This window comes from Streptomyces sp. RerS4, from assembly GCF_023515955.1.
GTDB lineage: Bacteria > Actinomycetota > Actinomycetes > Streptomycetales > Streptomycetaceae > Streptomyces.
This window is the reverse complement of sequence record NZ_CP097322.1, coordinates 7,062,768-7,081,143: the sequence shown is the minus strand read 5'-3', so window position 1 is coordinate 7,081,143 and position 18,376 is coordinate 7,062,768. Positions and strand designations below refer to the sequence as shown.

General features: G+C 71.0%; 15 protein-coding genes and 5 pseudogenes. 9 read left to right on the top strand and 11 right to left on the bottom strand.

The features are described from left to right. Positions 1-77: 77 nt before the first annotated feature. Complete coding sequence (locus tag M4D82_RS31785) at positions 78-1,634, bottom strand: ABC transporter substrate-binding protein (protein ID WP_249770938.1); 1,557 nt, start codon at positions 1,632-1,634, stop codon at positions 78-80. Positions 1,635-1,776: 142 nt separating this feature from the next. On the opposite strand from M4D82_RS31785, the pseudogene M4D82_RS34700 reads away from it, so the two are divergent. After that, positions 1,777-1,881: pseudogene (locus M4D82_RS34700) on the top strand (cysteine synthase family protein); the annotation flags it as partial. 13 nt (positions 1,882-1,894) lie between these two features. Further along, positions 1,895-3,135 (top strand): annotated as a pseudogene (locus M4D82_RS31780) (MATE family efflux transporter); the annotation flags it as partial. Positions 3,136-3,153: 18 nt separating this feature from the next. On the opposite strand, the gene M4D82_RS31775 reads toward M4D82_RS31780, so the two are convergent. Then, a complete protein-coding gene (locus tag M4D82_RS31775; protein ID WP_249770936.1) occupies positions 3,154-4,254 on the bottom strand; it encodes an LUD domain-containing protein in 1,101 nt (366 codons plus the stop codon). A gap of 149 nt (positions 4,255-4,403) precedes the next feature. On the opposite strand from M4D82_RS31775, the gene sigJ reads away from it, so the two are divergent. Next, the gene (gene sigJ / locus M4D82_RS31770) at positions 4,404-5,342 is read left to right on the top strand and encodes an RNA polymerase sigma factor SigJ (RefSeq protein WP_249770934.1); all 939 of its coding nucleotides are present in this window, start codon (positions 4,404-4,406) and stop codon (positions 5,340-5,342) included. A 138-nt stretch (positions 5,343-5,480) separates the two neighbouring features. Here sigJ and M4D82_RS31765 read toward each other — a convergent pair whose 3' ends face one another. Both M4D82_RS31765 and M4D82_RS31755 read right to left on the bottom strand, forming a co-directional pair. Beyond that, a complete protein-coding gene (locus M4D82_RS31765; RefSeq protein WP_249770932.1) occupies positions 5,481-5,894 on the bottom strand; it encodes a hypothetical protein in 414 nt (137 codons plus the stop codon). Positions 5,895-6,346: 452 nt separating this feature from the next. Further along, positions 6,347-6,575, bottom strand: a pseudogene (locus tag M4D82_RS31755) (Tn3 family transposase); the annotation flags it as partial. 112 nt (positions 6,576-6,687) lie between these two features. Here M4D82_RS31755 and M4D82_RS31750 point away from each other — a divergent pair. Both M4D82_RS31750 and M4D82_RS31745 read left to right on the top strand, forming a co-directional pair. Then, positions 6,688-7,632 (top strand): HNH endonuclease signature motif containing protein, encoded by a 945-nt coding sequence (locus tag M4D82_RS31750; protein ID WP_249770928.1) that lies wholly within the window; start codon positions 6,688-6,690, stop codon positions 7,630-7,632. 318 nt (positions 7,633-7,950) lie between these two features. Further along, entirely contained in the window at positions 7,951-8,784 is an 834-nt protein-coding gene (locus tag M4D82_RS31745) for a hypothetical protein (RefSeq protein WP_249770926.1), read from the top strand. Between the two features lie 190 nt (positions 8,785-8,974). On the opposite strand, the gene M4D82_RS31740 is transcribed toward M4D82_RS31745, so the two are convergent. The 3 genes from M4D82_RS31740 to M4D82_RS31730 form a co-directional block, all read right to left on the bottom strand. Further along, on the bottom strand, positions 8,975-9,361 hold the full coding sequence (locus M4D82_RS31740) for a VOC family protein (RefSeq protein ID WP_249770924.1): 387 nt from the start codon (positions 9,359-9,361) through the stop codon (positions 8,975-8,977). A 184-nt stretch (positions 9,362-9,545) separates the two neighbouring features. Next, positions 9,546-10,031, bottom strand: coding sequence for an RICIN domain-containing protein (locus M4D82_RS31735; protein WP_249770922.1), 486 nt, complete (start codon positions 10,029-10,031; stop codon positions 9,546-9,548). An 87-nt stretch (positions 10,032-10,118) separates the two neighbouring features. After that, positions 10,119-10,718: a C40 family peptidase gene (locus tag M4D82_RS31730; RefSeq protein ID WP_249770920.1), complete on the bottom strand. Its 600-nt coding sequence runs from the start codon at positions 10,716-10,718 to the stop codon at positions 10,119-10,121. A 392-nt stretch (positions 10,719-11,110) separates the two neighbouring features. Here M4D82_RS31730 and M4D82_RS31725 point away from each other — a divergent pair, with 392 nt between their 5' ends. After that, positions 11,111-11,983, top strand: coding sequence for a helix-turn-helix domain-containing protein (locus tag M4D82_RS31725; RefSeq protein ID WP_249770918.1), 873 nt, complete (start codon positions 11,111-11,113; stop codon positions 11,981-11,983). Between the two features lie 27 nt (positions 11,984-12,010). On the opposite strand, the gene M4D82_RS31720 is transcribed toward M4D82_RS31725, so the two are convergent. The 3 genes and pseudogenes from M4D82_RS31720 to M4D82_RS31705 form a co-directional block, all read right to left on the bottom strand. Then, on the bottom strand, positions 12,011-13,000 hold the full coding sequence (locus M4D82_RS31720) for a glycoside hydrolase family 43 protein (protein WP_249770916.1): 990 nt from the start codon (positions 12,998-13,000) through the stop codon (positions 12,011-12,013). Between the two features lie 806 nt (positions 13,001-13,806). Next, positions 13,807-14,256 (bottom strand): annotated as a pseudogene (locus tag M4D82_RS31715) (SRPBCC family protein); the annotation flags it as partial. A 282-nt stretch (positions 14,257-14,538) separates the two neighbouring features. Continuing rightward, entirely contained in the window at positions 14,539-14,928 is a 390-nt protein-coding gene (locus M4D82_RS31705) for a hypothetical protein (RefSeq protein WP_249770912.1), read from the bottom strand. 452 nt (positions 14,929-15,380) lie between these two features. Between M4D82_RS31705 and M4D82_RS31700 the strand changes: the two are divergent. Beyond that, positions 15,381-15,521 (top strand): annotated as a pseudogene (locus M4D82_RS31700) (short-chain dehydrogenase); the annotation flags it as partial. 95 nt (positions 15,522-15,616) lie between these two features. On the opposite strand, the gene M4D82_RS31695 reads toward M4D82_RS31700, so the two are convergent. Next, positions 15,617-16,660 (bottom strand): saccharopine dehydrogenase family protein, encoded by a 1,044-nt coding sequence (locus M4D82_RS31695; protein ID WP_249770910.1) that lies wholly within the window; start codon positions 16,658-16,660, stop codon positions 15,617-15,619. Positions 16,661-16,782: 122 nt separating this feature from the next. Between M4D82_RS31695 and M4D82_RS31690 the strand changes: the two genes are divergently transcribed. Together M4D82_RS31690 and M4D82_RS31685 are read left to right on the top strand one after the other, a co-directional pair. Beyond that, positions 16,783-17,718, top strand: a complete 936-nt coding sequence (locus tag M4D82_RS31690; protein ID WP_249770908.1) for a helix-turn-helix domain-containing protein — start codon at positions 16,783-16,785, stop codon at positions 17,716-17,718. 40 nt (positions 17,719-17,758) lie between these two features. Continuing rightward, a complete protein-coding gene (locus M4D82_RS31685; protein WP_249770906.1) occupies positions 17,759-18,325 on the top strand; it encodes a TetR/AcrR family transcriptional regulator in 567 nt (188 codons plus the stop codon). Positions 18,326-18,376: the final 51 nt, after the last annotated feature.

The following is an 18,376-nucleotide window of genomic DNA, read 5'->3' as shown; positions in this document are numbered from 1 at the left end:
GGTGGCCGGGCCACGGCGCGTCACGGTGGCCGCCCCCGCACCTGCGGGGACGGCGACCGCGCCTTCGTCCTTGTGGCTCAAGCCAGCCACACGTTCTCGAGCTGGACGCGGCCGTAGCCGGCGAGCTTGGGCAGGTTCTTGACCTTCGCGGCCGCCAGGTCGATGCCGTCCGCCATACCCCACAGCAGGTAGCCGGACTTGTCGAACTCGATCTGCTGGAGCTCCTTCAGCGCCGAGGCGCGCTGTGCCTCGTCGGCGGTGCCGATGACCTTGCGGTAGGCGGCGTCGAAGTCCGCGTCCACCCAGCCGGCCTCGTTCTGTCCGGCCTCGCTGACCATGGTCTTGGAGGCGAAGAACACCACCGAGTCGTTGGTGCCCCAGTAGGTGGTGTAGAAGTCGCCCGTCTTCCAGGTCTTGTCCCAGAACGCGCCCGACTCCTGCTTGACCACGTTGACCTTGATCCCGGCCTCGCGGGCCTGGCCGGCGAACAGGGTGGCCGATTCGGCCAGGCCCGCGATGTCCTCGGTGGTGACGAGGTCGTAGGTCTTGGAGAGGTCGAAGTTGGCCTCGGCCAGGAGCTTCTTGGCCTTGTCGAGGTCCCGCTTGCGCTGCGGGATGTCCTTGGCGAGGTTGGGGTCGCCGGTGCCCATGATGTCGTTGGCGACGGTGCCGTAGCCGGAGAGGACCTGCTTGACCATGGCGTCGCGGTCGACGACCAGGCGCAGGGCCTCGCGGACCCGGACGTCGGCGAAGGGGCTGCCGGCCGCGGTGCGCATGATGATCGGCATCGCCATGTCGTTGGGGCGGCGCAGGACCTGGACGTCCTTGCGCGTCTCGGCGGTGCGGGCGGCGACGGCGCCGACGTTGGAGGCGACGTCGATCTGTCCGCTCAGCAGGGCGTTGGCCATGGCCTGGGGGGTCTCGAACATGGTGACCTCGATGGCGTCGAGGTTGACGGTGCCGCCGTACCACTTGTCGTTCTTGACCAGGCGGGCGTTGCCGCCCCGGTACCAGTCGAGCTTGAACGGGCCGGTGCCCGGCGCCTTCTCCAGCGCGTTGTCGGGGGTGTCCTTCTTCAGTACGAAGGTCGTCAGGCGGGTGAGGAGCGGGAGTTCGGCGTTGGCGTAGTCGGACACCAGGACGACGGTGTCGGTTCCCTCGGCCGTGATGCTCTCCGCCTTGATGCCGGGCAGGCGGGCGGCGCCCGAGGGGGTGTTGCGCAGTCGGCGCAGGGACCAGACGACGTCCTCGGCGGTGACCGGGCTGCCGTCGTGGAAGGCCGCCCCCTTGGCGATCTTGAACTTCCACGTCTTCAGGTCCGCCGACGGTTCCCAGGAGGCGGCCAGGCGCGGGGCGGTGTTCGGCTTGGCTCCGGGCACGGTGAGGGTGTCGTAGACGAGGGCGAGGACGAGGTAGTCGCTCTCGTTGCTCTGAGTACCGTGCGGGTCCCGGGTGATGGCCCCGGCCCGGCCGAGAGCGCCGATGCGGAGCGTCCCGCCCTGCTTGGGCTTGCCGTCACCTTCGGCCGCGGGCTTGGACGAAATGTCGGAACCGCTGCCCGAGCATGCCGCCAACAGGGCGGCCGCGCTCATCGCTCCACCGGCCCACAGCACCTGGCGCCTGTTGAAGTTCACGTACGTCCTCGATCCGCTCTCGGAGCACATTGGAAGTTGCTTAGGTTTGCCTACCCTAATGACAACCATTACCGCAAGGTGCGCGGGCGGCGCGGAACAGATGTCGGAATTTCGACGCTCCACGATGGCCGCTTTTTTTCGAGCCTTCGCAACCTGCGGGGCGGTGGCCCGCACCGGCCTGCTGATCGGGGGCTCGGCCGGCGGCGGCGTCTACGAAGCACTGACCCGCCTCAGCTCGCTCCCGCCGCGGGAACACTACGGTCGCCCTCACGACCACCGACACGATCATGATGGGCTTCCTCGGCACCACCGAGCTCGCCGCCGGCGGCTGGCCATCGTCATCTTCAACCAGCTCCGCACCATGGGCGTCGGCCTGGTCACCTCCGTCGGCAACCAGATAGCCGCCGCGGCGGCCCGCGCCGAACAGCAGGTCGACAGGGACAGGGACCAGAACCAGCACCAGGACGCCACCGGCACGGGTGCCGACGGAGAAGGGCCCTCGGCGCACGAGGAAGTCCGGGCGATCGTCCGCGCGAGCATGGCCGTGGCCACCCTCGCCGGCATCGTCGGCGCCGTCCTCATGATCCTCATAGGCCAGGCCTTGTCCCGGCTCGGCCAGGACAAGGCCGTGGTAGACCTCACCCGGACCATGCCCTACGCGCTGGCCCCCGGCCTGCTGCCCTGCCTGTGGTTCCAGGCCATCCGCCAGTTCACCGTCGGCATGCGCCGCCCCCAGGCCCTCCTGCGGATCACCATCGCCTCGGTCGCCGTCAACGCCGGCCTCAACTGGGTGCTCATCCAGGGCGCCTTCGGCCTGCCCCACCTCGGCCTCATCGGCGTCGGAATCGCCACCTCCACCGTCTACCTCCTGACCTTTCTCGCCCTCTACCTCTCGGCGAAGAAGGACAAGGAGCTCGCACCGCTGCTCTCCCTCAACCTGGCCAAGGCCGATCCCGCCGTGGTCAACCAGCTCGTCTACGTCGTCTTCCAGGTCGCCGTCGGCCTCTCCCACGCCGCGTCCATCAACGTCAGCCGCGAACTCGCCCTCGGCAACCACGACGACGCGCGCCGCATCAAGAACACCGCCCTCGCCTGCGCCGCCGCCGTCATGGCCGTCGTCGGCGTCCTTTACGTGACCATCCCCCGGCTTGTCCTGGCACCCTTCCTCGACTCCGGTACCAGCCAGGCCCTCACCATCGCCACGCACCTGCTCATCGTCACCGCGTTCCTGCAGTTCTTCGACTGCGCCCAGAACATCGGCGTCGGACTCCTGCGCGGCCTCGACGACACCAAGAGCGGATTCCGCATCGCCCTCATCGGCCAATGGGCCGTCGGCCTGCCCGCCTCGTGGCTCCTCGCGTAGGCCGCCGGCCTCGACACCCTCGGCATCTGGCTCGGCCTCCTGACCGGTCTCGCCACCACCGCGATCCTCCTCCTACGCCGCTACACCCACTCCCTCAACCAACGAGAAGCCGCCGCGGCCCTCCCCGCCACCGTCTGACACCCTGGGCCGGCCGGGTCAGTATCCGATGGCCTCTCGGAGAAGCAGCACGGTGCCGCGTCCCGGGTGGGGCTCCGCGTTGAGGATGAGCAGGCGGTTGACGGCGCTGGGCCTGCCGTACACCGCCTGGGCGCGGGCGCTCTCCAGCGGGAGGGCGTGCTCCTCGACGCGGCGCAGGGCTGTGCTCAGGTCGGGCACCACCTTCTGCGCGCCGATGATCCAGACCGCGTGGGCGGCGCCGCCCGCGTTGGCGGGGAGTTGGCTGCCGCTACCAGAAGCGAGAACGAGCGAGCCGGTCGCGGTGACCGCGGCGACACTGTTGACGACGAATTCGGGGCCGGCGGCCAGCCTTCGGATCTCGTCGGCGTCGGTGGCACGGTCCAGGGCCAGGATGCGCGGCCTGATGGCGTCGTACTGGCCGCCGGCGTTGATGTCCTCGTCGATGCCGGACAGCCGGAGGGTCTCGCTGGCTCCGGTGAGCACGCTTGCGCCCCCGGGGATCAGGTCGTTGATGCGGGCTCGCGCTTGGGCGGCGTCGTCGAGGATCTCGGCGGCGAAGCCGTTGGCGCGCAGTGCGGCGGCCACCCGCTCCAGTCGTTCGGCCGTTGCCGGGGCGGTGAAGGACGCGGCCGGAGCCGGGGTGGCCGTGGCGTCCGCCGGGTTGGTCCCGGAGTCCTGCGCCGCGTGGGGTGCCGTGCCCGCCAGCGGGGAGGTGTCGAGGTACCTGACCTCGTACACCCGCTCGGCGAACTTCCAGCCCTCCTCGGTGCGCTGGTAACGGTCGTGATAGACGGCGTAGTTCAGGCCCTGGCGTCCGTCGCGGGCGCGCGCGAGTTCCTGGATGTAGGCGCGGCCGGTCGCGGTGTCGCCGTCGAGCAGGATCGTGCCGGGGTGAGTGTTCTGTACGAAGAAGTCCCACTGGCTCTGCAGCCGCTCGCCCCCGGCACGGATCGCCTCGCGACCGATCTGCTCGACGGGGATGTTGGGCATGCGCAGGACACCGTCCGGTGTGAACAGCGACGCCAGGCGGGGCCGGTCGCGCATCATCGCCGCGTCGGTGAATTCGCCGCGCAGTGCCTCGATCTCGACGCGGTCCGCGATGGCCTGGAAGTCGTTCATCAAAGTCGCCTCTCCGTCTTGTTGTCGTCCTCGCCTTTACGACAACGCAGCCCTGCGGAATGTGAGGCGGCGCGTCGACCTCACATTCCGCAGGGCTGTCTCGTCGTAACGGGTAGAGGCACAGAAGCGAGTGAGGGAGAAGGCCAGACATGACCACCAGAGCCGAGGCGGGCGACGATCAGAGGGATCCGGGCCTCAGCGCGATCATGAGCGAGCGGCGCCGGCTGATCAACCTCGGCTATCGACTCCTCGGTTCCCTTGTCGAGGCCGAGGACGTCGTGCAGGAGACCTACGCCCGCTGGTACGCCATGTCCGCACGGGAGCAGCAGGCCATCGAGTCGCCCGGCGCCTGGCTGATGACGGTCGCCAGTCGCATCTGCCTGAATCTGCTCGGCTCGGCGCGCGCCAGGCGGGAGACGTACGTGGGCGACTGGATCCCGGAACCGCTGCCCGAGCCCACGGAGTGGATCACCGGGCGCTCCGGCGTCGGCGGGATCGACCCGGCTGATCGGGTCACCCTCGACGAGTCGGTGACGATGGCCTTCCTGATCGTCCTGGATTCGATGACCCCGGCCGAGCGCGTCGCGTTCGTCCTGCACGACGTCTTCCGCTACCCCTTCGGCGAAGTCGCCGCGATCGTCGGCCGCACACCGGCGGCGTGCCGTCAACTGGCCTCGTCCGCCCGCCGTCGCGTCCGCACCGCGCAGAGCCCGGCGGGCCCGAGTGCCGGACAGGCCGGTATTGTCCGGCAGTTCAAAACGGCGTGGGAGGCCAAGGACATCGACGCCCTGATCGGCCTGCTCGACCCTGACGCCACCGCGACCGCCGACGGCGGCGGGCTGGCCGTCACCCACCTGCGGCCGATCGTGGGCGGTGAGCGGATCGCACGTGCCTACGCCGAGATCGCCCGTGTGGCGGGCGACCGCACGACGTTCCTGGAGTGCACGGTCAACGGCCTGCCCGGCTTGGTGGCGCGGCAGGACGGCACCATCGCGACCGTGTTCGGGTTCGGGATCGCGGACGGCCGGATCAGGCACATCTGGGCGGTGCGAAACCCCGAGAAGCTCCGTCCCTGGCGGATCGGCTGAGGAGCGATCCGAGACGTTTCGGAGGCCTTTCGGGTGTCTCGGCCGAAGCTTCTTCCGCCCGAGGTGTGCACGGGCATGACCGTGCCGACCCGCACCCGAGGGGCGGGTACGGGTCGGTACGTGATTCATCGCCCGGGGCTACTTGGGCTTGATCTCACCGCAGGTGCTCGGGAAACCGACTTCACAGACGAAGATGCGGACGGCGTCCACGTCCTTGGCGTTGTTCGTCGCCGCGATCTTGTGGTACTTGCCGTCGTCGTACCACGACGAACCGGTCCACTTCGCGTACTTGGCGTACATGCTCACCGAACGCCCGTTGGCCCCGCAGTTGTCCTTGACCGTGAAGTCCCAGTCCGTCTTGTATGCCTGACGGTTGTTGTACTTCACGGTCGGGTACCAGTGGTACGTACCGCTGGCCGTGCCGCACCCGTCCGGCGTCCTCGCCGTGTACGAGCCCCCCGCCGCCTGCGCCGAGCCGGCGAAGCTCAGCGCGAGGCCCAGCCCTGCCGTGGCGACCGCCATGGTCCGTGCGGCGGCTTTGACCTTCGTCATCCCATTCATGATCCCATTCATGCTTCCCCTCCAAGTGGTCCGACCGGTTGGTGATACCGGCGGAGGAAAAGCTACTGATCGCCTTGACGACTCCTCGACCAACCAGGGTTGGCAGTCCGGTCAAACGCCCGTGGTACACCGCGTACACCCACGGTTGTAGGATCCGGGCAGCCCAGCCTTCCCGGGAGTCTGCGTCTGCGGTATGCCTCGGCCGTCGGTTCGGCGCGGGACAGGGCCCGCATCGCCGCCGCCTCCAAGAGCTCGGGCCGCGCGTAGAGAGCGGCCAGACGCCGGCCCGCCGCGCTGTCGTCGGCCAGGGCGGCCACGACGGGCAGCGACGGGCAGCGACTTCTTGCGCGCCGCCAGGTCCGCCCCGACCGGCTTGCCGCTGCGCGCGCTGTTCCCCCAGATGCCCAGCAGGTCATCCACGCACTGGAACGCAGCGTCCGGGCACGCAGCGGCCGCAAGCCGTCGACCGGCTGCGAGGTGGTGACGTCGTATCGGCCCGGGAAGCGCAGGTTCTTGTGCTGGAGCGGGACAGCCTGGCCACGTCCTCGTCCCGGATCTCGTGGCCCTCGGCGCGGAGTTGGGATACGGCGGCGGCGGTGATGTACCTGGTGGTCCAGAACACGGCAGCGTGCAGGACCAGCCGAGCGATCCGAGCTGTTCCTCCATCGGATCGGCAACCACGATCCCCGATTCAGCCACACGCGGGACGCGCTGAACGTGCATCATCCTGCTCGGGGGCCGGACACCCGTCCGCGCACCCAGCCATCAACTCACGGAGTACGCCTTGGCTCACGTCTCCCAACCCGGCCACATCAACGACATGCTGCTCCCCCCGTTCGACGGAGAGCCCGGCAATGTCTGGCTCAGTGACGAGATGCTGCGCCGTCAGAACTGGACAGACGCCGCCATTGGCGTGCTGGTACCCGAGAACATCCTGTTCCCGGAAGGCGTGGAGGCCTACGACTGGGAGCCGCTCTACCACCGCGCACAAGTCGAGGCCGTACGCGCCACTCCCTTCCTGGGAAAGGCGACGATCTCCACGGACTGGCCCGAGTTCTGGCGGCAGAGTCCCATCCGCGACCGCGTTGTCAAGCTGCAACGGCAGTCCCGGCCTGACGCCCAAGACGACGCCGACCTCGTCCGAGAGCGCCTGCGCGCCATGTTCGCCGCCTCCCGTCAGGGAACCTACGAGAGGAAGGAGGACTACACCTTCCTGTTCCCGGCCGCCGCACTGGAGCCCGGGGACGACGCACCTCCGCCCATCTCCCTGAGCACCCGGGTCGACGTCCTGCCGCGCCAACGCCCCGCCCCTTCGGAGCCGCTGTCACCCGCGCAACAGGCCCGCGAGTACGAGCGCTTGGTCCGACTCACCGAAGACCGGCAGGCCGCCACCCGCGGGCAGCGACGCGCGGGCAGCGCACGCCCCGTACGGCTGTCCTCCGCCCACGACGCGGTCATCCTGCGCAGCGGCGGCCGCTGCGAGAACCCGCACTGCGGCGGCCAGCCCGAAGATCTCACTGACGCCGGTCTGCCGCTCCTCGACGTCGACCACATCGACGAACTCGGAGCAGGGGGCGAAGACTCGCCCGCCAACATGATCACGCTCTGCCCGAATTGCCACCGGATCAAGACCTTCGGCCGAACGAGACACGAGTTGACCCCCATCCTCCGCGAGGTGGCACGCCAACGGCACGCCGACCTGCTCGCAATCCGAGCTGAGCAGCTCTAGCGCAGCTCACGACACCAGTCGGCGCGTACGGCCGCCCAGACGGGGCAAGGACGCCGGACCTGGTCCGAGTTGCGCTCAGCCGCATGGCCGCGAGGCGGGGCCCGGCTGTCCGCGCTCCGGCTTGTTGTGGCGCAGCGGACCTGCGGGTGGTCAGGCCTGGTGGTCCGCCTCGTTCCGCGCTTCGTTCACGGCCGAAGATAGCCTATTGTCGTCGCAGCGACGATAATTGTGACGCGGGCATGCCCAGCCGGGAGCGCATCCACCTGTCGGACAGGGCCTGGCTGCCTGGTCACACGTGACACCTTCCGGAGAGTTCAATTGACCACCCGCCAGCGCCTGAACGCGCGCGCCGCCTCCCTGCCCAATCCCATAGCGGCGGCCCGGACGCTCGCCGGTCCCTCCAACCCGGACCGCATCGAAGACCCGGCCATCACCTGGATGCAGCGCGTCCGCACGCTCCTGGGGCTGGTGGCCGTGACCTGGCTGACCCTGGCTTATCCCTTGCGTGAGGGGCGCGAGGATTTCGTGCTCGGCAAGCTGGAGGAACTGCTGATCGGCTGCGCCATCGTCGTGGTGGCCGGGGTCATCGGCATCGGCCTGTGCATCATCTTGGCCCGCCCGCCCCTGGGACGCCTCTACGCGCGCCGCCTGGGCGGCCCGCTGCTGGCGCTCGGCGCGCCCGTCCTCGGGGTCGGCGTGATCTGGCTGATGACGGCGGCCCTGGGCGGTGACATCATCTCGCCCTCGGACGTAGGCGGGCACGACATCACCTTCGGGCTGTTCGGCAGCTTCCTGGGCACGATCTTCACCGGCCTCCTGGTCTTCCTGCTGTTCGTCGCGGCCGCCCTCGTCTGCGTCGTCGTTCTCATCGCGGCCGTGCTCTTCACCCTGGTGGCCCTGATCGTCGGACTGAACTGCTGCTTCCGCACGGGGGAGGTGCACGAGCTGCTGCCGGCCCTGCTGTCTCCGCTGCTGGTGTGGTGCCTCTTCGGCTTCCAGCTCTTCGACGGCCCGGACGTGGCCGCACCGCCCGAGGTGCTCTACACGTTCATGCTCGGCGGCCCGCTGTCGGTCACCGCGCTGTCCCTGTGGGAGATACGGCGCCGGCGCGCCCGGTACGGCGTCACGCTCGGCTCGCTCCTCGGCCGCTAGACGCTGCCCCGCAAAGTCCACTACCCGGCCGGGCCGGGATTCCTCGGGTGGATCCCGCCGGCATCGCCGGGGTCATCGGCATCGTGAGCGAGACCGACCCAGCGGGCCGTACTCGCCCGCCTACGGGCCGGGCACCACTGGACCCGCCCCGGTTGCCGGACACCCGGCCTTCGACCGCTGACGTGGTTGTTCAGGGGCGGAAGCGCAGGGGGTGGTCCGCCGGCACCTCCACCACGGCGATACGTACGCCGTCGGGGTCGGCGATCCACATCTCGATCAGCCCCCAGGGCTCCCGCTGCGGCGGCCGCAGCACCTCGGCGCCCCGCTCGCGCAGCTCACGGTACGCCGCGTTCACGTCTTCCACCTGGAGCCAGAGCCGCATCCCGGGCGCGGGCGGCGCGTCGGCGCGGCCGGACAGTTCGAGGAACCCGCCGCCGAGGAAGTAGACCGTGCCGCGCTCGGGACCGGTACCGAACTCGCGGTGGATCGCGAGGCCCAGGGTGGCGCCGTAGAAGGCGCGGGAACGCTCGGGATCGGTAGGGCTCAGCAGGATCCTGCTGCCCAGTACGTGAACCATGACCCCACTCTGCCGCAGTACGGGAACAGTTGCCCCTGCTTCTGCGTCCTGCGCGGCCTCGTGTTCCTCCACCCCCGCACGGTGCCTTCGGCGGTCTCCCCCGGGACTGGTGTCACCTCTTCCCGGTAAGTTCCGGACCGGCCTCCGGCCGGGGAAGGTGGCGTTCACCCTCCCCGGCCCCTGTTCAGTGCCAGGTCTGGAACGGGCTCCGCTGGCCGTGCGTGCCGCACGGGAAGGTGCGCAGGTGGTGCTGCGGGCTGTCGTCGAGGCAGAGGCCGGTCTCCTGGTTCTTGAGCTCGACGGCCCCGTCCGGGTAGCGGTGCACGATCCAGCTCTGGTCCTTGGCCTTGTCACAGGGGTGCGGGGTGATCCGCCCCCGGGGGCTGTCGGTCAGGCAGTTGCCCGTCTTGAGGTTGCGCAGCTCGCGCGTGCCGTCGGCCCACCGGTGGACGTTCCACTTCTGGTGCTGGTTGGCGAGGCAGGTGTAGGTGCGGGTGCCGTGCTCGCTGTCGTCCAGGCAGGCCGACGTGGCGCCGTTGCGGAAGGTCTGGACGCTGTCGAGCGCGCCGGCCGCGGTGGCCGTGACGCCGGCGCCGGCGGCCAGGGCTCCGGCGAGCAGCAGGCAGGTCACGGTGGCGCGCAGCCGCTTCGGGGGTGCGGTGGTGGTCATGTGGCTCTCCTCTGTCGGTGGGGTGGGGGGCGGGAAGGTGGAGGGTGCGCGGGGCGGGCGGGTGCGCCGCCCGCCCCGCGCGGTGGGTCAGCCCGTGATGTTGACGGGTCGGTAGGCGTGGTAGCCGTCGCGGCCGTTCACGCCGTAGGAGTGCTGCTTCCAGCGGGTCCCGACGCCACCGGCCTGCTCGTAGGACTTGTAGGCGGTGTGTGCGCTGTTGGCCCAGCCGTCGAAGATGACGACGTGGCGGTAGTCGGCGCTGTTGCTGTTCGCCTTGAGGACGAGGTCGCCGGGGGCCAGGTCCTTCATCGCGATCCGGCGGGTGAAGCCGTTGTTCTTCAGCGCGACGGTGTTGGGTCCGGGCTTGGGCAGGCCCAGGGCCATGGAGACGTATCCCGAGCAGTCCTGCCGGTAGCCGTCCTTCCAGTACTTGGTCTGGCTGTAGGGGACGGGCCGGCCGTTGTTGGCGGTCAGCCAGGTCTTGGCCCGCGCCAGTACCTGGGCCCGGGTGATCCTGGGCGCCGCCCGAATGGTGTCGGGTGCGAGGGTGCCCGCCTCCACCGCCACCCGGGCGGTGGGCGCCGCAGGGGCGGCGGGCGCGGCCGGCGCCGTCAGCGCGACGGATCCGGCGCAGAGGACTGCCGTCAACGCCGCCATGTACCACCGGCGGGTGGAGTTGTGGGTCATGCGATCTCCTGGTTCTCGTGAGGGGTGGAAAGCGCTCCGCTCCCGCCCCCGGCCCCCGGGAGGGGGTACGGAGGCGCACCGGGGCGACGCCGGGGCACCGCCACGGGTCGTGGAGGAGGGAGCCCGGCGCGTTCTCGGGGCGTGAGGAGGGGAGTTCGGTCCGTCCCCGGGCGGCATCCACGCGTTCGGTGTGGATGACGCGGTGCGGCCGCTTCGGGCCGTGGGACCGGACGAGAAGGAGTCTGCGGGAGACGGAACGGGCCCCGCAATACCGTCCCGTTTGCTTCAGCGATGTCGGGATCCCTAAGGTTCCGACCTGCTGGGACGTGACCGTCCCGGGACAGGACTGGGCCGTTCGGGGGAGCCGCGGACGGCCGGCGAAGGGGGCGAACGTGACGGGCACCGATGATCGACACGCAAGTCCGGCGCGGCGCCTGGGCACCGCGCTGAAGGCACTGCAGCAGCGGTCGGGGCGCACACTGCGGTCACTGGAGTCGGAGTTGCGCATCAGCGACTCGTCGCTGTCGCGCTATTTCCGGGGTCAGACGATCCCGCCGTGGGCGACGGTACGCGAGCTGTGTCGGGCGCTGGGCGCGGACCCGGACGAGTACCGCACCCTGTGGGAGGCGGCGGACCGGAGCCAGCCGAAGCAGGCCGCCCCCGAGACGGAACAGAACGTCAGTTCGCGAACGCGATGGTGGTGGTGGACGTTATTGCGCCGGCGGGCGAACCTGTGGGCCCGACGCCGCTGGGTGTGGGTGGTCGGGGGCGCCTGCGGCGGTCTGCTGTGCGGGGGGCTGGTGACGGCGTACGCGTTGTGGCCGTCGGAGCCGGCCTCGGGCGGGCAGGCCTCGGGCGGGCAGGTTGCGGGCCGGGGGCTCGGGCCGAGTGGGGAGCGGCAGGCCGAGGGCCCCCGGATCTTCGTCAACCGGGCCACGGGCAGCTGCCTGGACCACAGCCTCGACCAGGGGCTGCGTACGTACGCGCCCAACGGGATGAGCTACCAGCGGTGGACGGTCCGGCCGCTCCCCGACGGGGGCAGTGAGCTGCGCAACCACGCCACTGGCGCCTGCCTGGACGACCACGCCTCCGGGCTGCGCGGGGCGAGCTGTGCGCGGGTGGCTACCCAGCGGTGGACGGTGACGCCCCACGACGACGCGTCGGTCGAGGTCAAGAGCCGTTCCTCCGGGAGCTGCCTGACCGACGGCGAGCAGGGGTTGCGGGCGACGCCCTGCGACGGTTCCGACGCCCAGCGGTGGGGTTGACGGGCTCCGGGGCGGGCTGACGGGGCCTCAGCGCCGGTCCGTGCCCGTCGCCGCGTCCAGGACGGGGCGGCCGTCCACGAAGTCGATGCCGGCCGCGTGCAGGGTGCGCCGCTTGCCGTCGGGGCTCCAGCCGTGGAAGAGGATCCGGTCCCGTCCGTCGGGTCCGGTCACGATGTCCTGGCCGCCGGGGCCCCGGACGGCCCCGCCGAGGGACTCGGTGGACATCAGGGGCTGGGGGGCCTTCGCGTAGGGGCCGGTGAGGTGGTCGGAGATCGCGTAGCCGGTGGAGTAGCCGTGGTCACCGTAGAAACCGGCCGAGTAGAAGAGCACATAGCGGCCGTCGCGCCGCACCAGGGTCGGAGCCTCGACGACCTTGCCCTCCCAGGCGAGGTCCTGGCCGATGAGGACGACGGGCTCGCCCGTCGTCCTCGTGCCGTCCCGGGAGACGGGTTGCAGGTGGATGCGGGTGGGCAGTTCGCAGCAGTTGCCGTCGTTCTTCCACAGGAGGTAACGGCGCCCGCCCTCCGTGAAACTCGCGGCGTCGATGGCGCCGCCCTGCTCGACCGGGCAGACCAGCGGCCCGTCGCCGGTCGGCTTGAAGGGGCCGTCGGGCGTGGCCGACAGGGCGACGCCGACGCACTGCCTGCCGCCGGCGCGGTCGCGGGCGGTGTAGTGCATCGTGTAGCCGCGGCCGTTGGCGAAGACCTCGGGTGCCCATACGAGCGTGCGGACGGGTTCGGCCCACGCGCCGAGGTCGGGCAGGGCGTCCTCGTCGACCGGTGTCCAGTGGACCAGGTCGGTGGAGGTGGCGTGCTGGATGTTCACCGTCTCGCCGTGGGTGGCGTAGGCGTGGTAGGTCCGGCCGACCTTCACGATGTCGGGGTCGGGGAAGTCGCGGTCGAGCACCGGGCCGCCCGTCACCGGATCGGAGGCGGCGGCGGGGGCGCCCGCGGCGAGGAGGCAGGCGGCCACGACCGCGAGTGAGCGCCCGAGGCGGCGTACGACGGTGGGGAACACCCGGTATCTCCCTGCGGTTCGGGGCGCCGGTGGCGGCCGTGTCGCCGGTTTAACGCCCGGGTCCGCCACGGGTTTCGGTGTTCACAGCAGCGGGGCCGGGGCCAGGATGGCGGCGCGCAAGGGCGGGGGCGTACGAGGCGAGTTCCTCGCGGGACCACGAAGGTGACGGTGGTGACGCTGACGCCGCCAAGCGGGCGACCGGCCGGGTCCAGGACGGCGGCGCCGATACAGCGATCGTCGGTTCGTTCTCCTCGTCGTCGAGGGGTGGCGGGTGCGCGGCCGGGTGGTCGGCCGGGAGCTGGTCGGCCGGGGACTGGTCGGCCGCCGCGGCGTCGGGGGCGAAGCCGGCGTCGGTGGCGGGTCACTCGTGGTCGCGTACATGAGGCGCTGGAAGAGCCGCTCGCTCGCGGCAAGGTCCACGGGGCGGTGGTGTCGTCCGCCGTGCGGCCGGCGGACCGTACTCGGTCGGCGACGATAGACAGCCATCACGGTGAGGTCGCTGCGGTCACGGATGTCAAGGGCTTCGCTCAGGGCCGCCGCGGTGACCGGCCGCAGATAGGGGCCTCGAAGGTCAACGCGACGGAGTGTCCGCGAAACCCCGCAGGTGATCGCGGCGAACAGCGTCTCATCAGGCGTATCCGGTGCCCCGCAACCTTGCTGCCTCACCCTCGACGGCGGGGATCAGCGGCTCCGCGACAACCCGTCCGGAACAATCCAACCCGTCCTCCTGCAACGGCTTCTGCCACCCACTGCGCAGGAACTCACGCAACTGCTCCGGCGTACCCTGCAGGGCCACCTTCGTCGCCGCCCCCGTCAGCCCCGGCGTGCTCCCGTTCCACGACCTGGGCAAGCCGGGCGAGCATGCCGCGGTGGCGGAGCTGCAGCAGCACCTCGCTCACGGGACTGTGCAGGGCGCCGCTGAGGCCGCGCAGGGGGTGCTCGTCGCAGATCACGAGCGTTTCCTCGCCCCAGGGCCGGAGCTGGAGGAAGATCCGCGCGGTCCCCAGGCCCTTGGCCAGGGCCTCCAGCTCCAGTTCCCTGCCGGGCTCGTTGTGGCGGACGGTGGTCACGCTCCGCGCCGTGCAGGGGCCCAGCCGCACCGTGTAGCGCAGGCGCGATCCGACGTTGGGCCAGTGCGGGTCGAGGGGTGTGGACTCGGAGGGGCCCACGACCCACTCCCCGTACCGCGTCGGGTCGGCCAGTACGGCCCACACCTCGTGCGGGGGGCGCCGGATCAGTTGGTGACGAACGGCCATGGGACCTCTCCTGCGGCGGATGCAGAGGCGGGCGGACGGATGGGACGGACGGGACGGGTGGGACGGGTGGACGGAAGGTCGGGCGCCCGGCGGTGCGGTCCAGCTTGGCGCTGGGGACGGCGAGGCTCCGTCCTCCTGGAGAACGTGCGCCACCACGTCGAGGAGGGGAGGGAGGGCCGCAACCGCCCACCGAGACGTGGCCCTTACGGGAGGCGTGCCGCGGTCCCCCGGAAGGACGACACGACTGCTCGTCCGCCGGGGCCAGTGCCCGGGGGCGGCGCGTCAGCGCGCCTTGCTCTCCCCAGGGGGATCCTGCGGGTCGACGCCGGTCACGGCCGACGCGTCCCGGGTGCCGCTGGGGCGCCGGGAGCGGCCCTTGGGGCCGGTGTCGCGCATGCCCTCCTCGTGGCTGCCCTTGCTCTGGTCCTCGCCGCGGCTGCTCGTGCTCTTCACGGGCCTACCGTGTGGATCGCCCGCCTCCTCCTTGGACACGCGGCGGCCGGGGCCCTTCTTCGGGGCGTACTCGTCGGCGTGGAACGAGCGGTGCGCGCTCGGATTGTCCTGCTGACGGGTCGCGTCGACATCGGGCGACCAGCCGTGCTGCTCGGTGCCCTGATGGGGGCTGGGACCTTCTCCGTGCCGCGGGTGGGACCGTTTGGGCTGCTTGGCCATGACTGTACTCGCCGCCTCTCGGACGTCGTGCTCCCCGGCCTGCGCTCCTCCTCCGAGGGCAAGATCCAGCATAGGCACGATCCCGCCCGCGCGCCCCCGGGAGCGCCGCGGCAGGGCGACGCCCGCGGGTGTTCGCGGAGGTTCCCGGGGTAGCCGCAGGGCCTGACACCGGCACACGCCCGGTCCGGCTTCGGGCCCCGTCCGATCCGTCGGCAGCGGCAGCGGCAGCGGCAGCGGCACACCGCAAACCGCGCACCGCTCACCGCGCACGGGGAGGGCGCATGGCACACGCGACACACCGGATGCCTTTGAACGGCCGCGTCGCCGTGGTGACCGGCGAGGCGCCAGGGTGGCCCTGCTGGGACTGGAATCGGAGCGGCTGGCCGGCGTCGCCGGCTCCCTGCACCACGAAGCCGCCTGGTGGAGGTCGACGACGCGGCGATGGCGGACACGGCAGCGCCGCCACCGCCCGCTGCTTCCTCCCCGCGCTGCTCAGGACGGGCGGCTACTACCTCCGGGTCTCCTCGCCGGCCGCCATGGGCACTTCACCGCTGATGAGCGCCTACTGCGCCTCCAACGCGTCGGCCGCTTCCACCGGCTCCGTCGGGCATGGGCAGCGGTACGGACCGGTCGGAGACTCCCACCGCCTTACTGAAGGTGCGCCCGGCGGCTGGGGGGATCGTTCGGATCAGGCGTTCCGCTTCTGCGGGTGCAGGTCCAGTGTGATGTGCGGGGCAAGTGCGTGCAGGAAGTCGGGGGCGTCGAAGAGCTCGCCGGCGGAGGCGACGCCGACGGTCTTGGTGCGGCCGGTGAGGACGCGCTCAAGGGCCTCGGTGACGAGGGGCGCGGTGACGGCGTAGATGTCCTGCCCACTGGCGGTGGCCCGGCGTTCGGCTCCGCCGGAGCGGATGACGACGTCGACGAGGAAGGTCTGGTTTGAGCGTCCGCTCTTGTCGGTGGCGGTCGGGGCCGGTGTGTGGGGGGCGGCGACGTCGCGGACCGCCTCGGTGGTCATGTAGGTGGTCACGTCGGGGATGGACAGGTGCTGGGGGACGGTGACGACGTCCGCCATGGTGAACTCTCCGATCACCGGCCGGGGCCCCATCGGATCCGGGAAGGTCCACTCCAGGGTGGGCGCCTGGTCGGTGCGGCGCTCCCACTGTCCGCCGCTGTAGCGCAGGCGGAAGTCGCCACGGCGTTCGCGGGAGACCGCGCCGGAGAGGCGGGTGCCGGCGGTGGGGTGCCAGTTGCTGAGCGCGTAGGCGATGTGGGCCTCGTCGGCTTCGGCCCAGTCGCCCATCGCCGCCGTGGCCAGAAGGTCGCCGAGGCCGCCGAAGAAGGCCATGGCCGGGACGATCACCGTTCCCGCCTCGCGGGCCCGCTCCCGGTAGTGGGCGAAGGTGTCGAGGTTGGCCTCGATCTCAGCGGCCACGTCCAGGTAGGGGATCCTCGCGCGCAGCGCGGCCTCGATCACGGGGCCGACGGTCGAGGCGAAGGGGCCGGCGCAGTTGACGACCGCCACCGTGCCCGCCAACGCCCGGTCCAGTGAGGTCGCGTCGTCGACCGACGCCACCCGGGCCTCCAGGCCGTGCTCGCGCGCCGGCTCCGCCAGCTTCCGCGCGTCCCGCCCGGACAGCACCGGGACGAACCCTCGCGCGACCAGCTCCGTGACCACGAACCGTCCGGTGTGACCGTACGCGCCGAACACCGCCACCAACTGACCTGACCCCATGAGACTGCTCCCGTGCACTCGAACGCCCGCTGCGCATCCGCTGCGGCCTGACACCCGCATCCTGTCCCTGCGCGACACGCCACACGAGCGTCGGAAACGACATGCCCCGTACAGTTTCGGACATGCCCACTGTTGCGCTGGCCGTCACCGACGGCATGCTCCACTACGAACTCGCGGTGGCCGTCGAGGTCTTCGGATCCGATCTGACCCACATCGTGGACCCCTGGTACGACTTCACCCTCTGCGGCAACGGTCCGGTGCGCGTCGACCGCTTCAGCCTGGAACCCGACCACCCACTCGACCACCTCGCTCAAGCGGACACGGTGATCGTCCCCGGCTGGGCCGACACCGACCGCGAACCACCCACCGAACTGGTCGACGCAGTGCGCGCGGCCCACCAGGCCGGTGCCCGTGTGGCCTCACTGTGCACAGGCGCCTTCGTCCTGGGCGCGGCGGGCCTGCTCGACGGCAGACGCGCCACCACCCACTGGGCCCACACACGCGAACTGGCGCGGCGGCACCCGGCGGCCACCGTCGATCCCGATGTCCTCTACGTCGACAACGGTGACGTCCTCACCTCCGCGGGCAAGGCCGCCGCCATGGACCTGTGCCTGCACCTCGTCCGCCTCGACCACGGCTCGGCCAACGCCAACAAGATCGCCCGACGCCTGGTCATCCCACCCCACCGCGACGGCGGCCAGGCCCAGTTCATCGCCACCCCCGTCCCCTCCCCCGGCAACCACCCCCTGGACGAACTCTTCCCCTGGGTGCTGGAGCGGCTGGACCAACCGCTCACCGTGGAGGACCTGGCCCGCCAGGCCCGCATGAGCTCACGCCATCTCGCCCGCCACTTCAAGCACCTCACCGGCACCACCCCACTGCAGTGGCTGCACACCCAACGCATCCGCCACGCCCAGGAACTTCTGGAGACCACCGACGCCACCGTGGACACCATCGCCTCGATCGCCGGCATGGGCACCGCCACCACCCTGCGCCGCCACTTCCACCGCAGCGTCGGCGTCCCACCCGACACCTACCGCCGCACCTTCCGCCCCTGAAACAATTGACGCCGGAAAGTGTGAGTGGTTAAGTACTCACATGACGAGCGAACGCCCCCGCCAGCTGTCCACCGCCGAGGAGCGCCGAGAGACGGTGCTGCGCACCGCGATCGGCGCCTTCGCCGCCCGGGGCTACTGGGGTACCACCACGACCGAGGTGGCGAAGGCGGCCGGCATCTCGCAGGCGTACGTCTACCGCCTGTTCCCGAGCAAGGAGCTGCTGTTCACGGCGGTGGTCGAACACTGCTTCGTACAGGTAAGGGCCGGCCTGGAGCGCGCCGCGGCCGACGCGACGGGCAGCTCGGCGGAGGCGGTGCTCAGGGCCATGGGCGACGCGTACGCCCAGCTGATCAGCGACAACGACCTGATGCTGATCCAGCTCCACGCCCAGGCGGCGGCGGTGTCCGAGTCGGCGGTGCGCGAGGCGGTCCGTCAGGGGTACGCCAGGCTGGTGGAGTACGTACGCGGCGCCAGCGGCGGGACCGACGCACAGGTCCAGGAGTTCTTCGCGCGCGGCATGCTGTGCCATCTCATCGTCTCGATGGGAGCCGACGAGATGGACGCCCCCTGGACCCGGACGCTGTCGGCCGGCATCAGGCACTACTGACGCGAGCCACAACCGCGCGACCGGTTTCACGGGCGGGGCGAATAGCCCCGC

What these genes read in the sequence shown, in the direction of transcription:
- M4D82_RS31685 (WP_249770906.1), top strand. Translation starts at nt 17,759, where the DNA reads ATGACGAGCGAACGCCCCCGCCAGCTGTCCACCGCCGAGGAGCGCCGA.
- sigJ (WP_249770934.1), top strand. Translation starts at nt 4,404, where the DNA reads ATGACCACCAGAGCCGAGGCGGGCGACGATCAGAGGGATCCGGGCCTC.
- M4D82_RS31705 (WP_249770912.1), bottom strand. Translation starts at nt 14,928, where the DNA reads ATGGCCAAGCAGCCCAAACGGTCCCACCCGCGGCACGGAGAAGGTCCC.
- M4D82_RS31690 (WP_249770908.1), top strand. Translation starts at nt 16,783, where the DNA reads ATGCCCACTGTTGCGCTGGCCGTCACCGACGGCATGCTCCACTACGAA.
- M4D82_RS31775 (WP_249770936.1), bottom strand. Translation starts at nt 4,254, where the DNA reads ATGAACGACTTCCAGGCCATCGCGGACCGCGTCGAGATCGAGGCACTG.
- M4D82_RS31695 (WP_249770910.1), bottom strand. Translation starts at nt 16,660, where the DNA reads ATGGGGTCAGGTCAGTTGGTGGCGGTGTTCGGCGCGTACGGTCACACC.
- M4D82_RS31740 (WP_249770924.1), bottom strand. Translation starts at nt 9,361, where the DNA reads ATGGTTCACGTACTGGGCAGCAGGATCCTGCTGAGCCCTACCGATCCC.
- M4D82_RS31735 (WP_249770922.1), bottom strand. Translation starts at nt 10,031, where the DNA reads ATGACCACCACCGCACCCCCGAAGCGGCTGCGCGCCACCGTGACCTGC.
- M4D82_RS31730 (WP_249770920.1), bottom strand. Translation starts at nt 10,718, where the DNA reads ATGACCCACAACTCCACCCGCCGGTGGTACATGGCGGCGTTGACGGCA.
- M4D82_RS31765 (WP_249770932.1), bottom strand. Translation starts at nt 5,894, where the DNA reads ATGACGAAGGTCAAAGCCGCCGCACGGACCATGGCGGTCGCCACGGCA.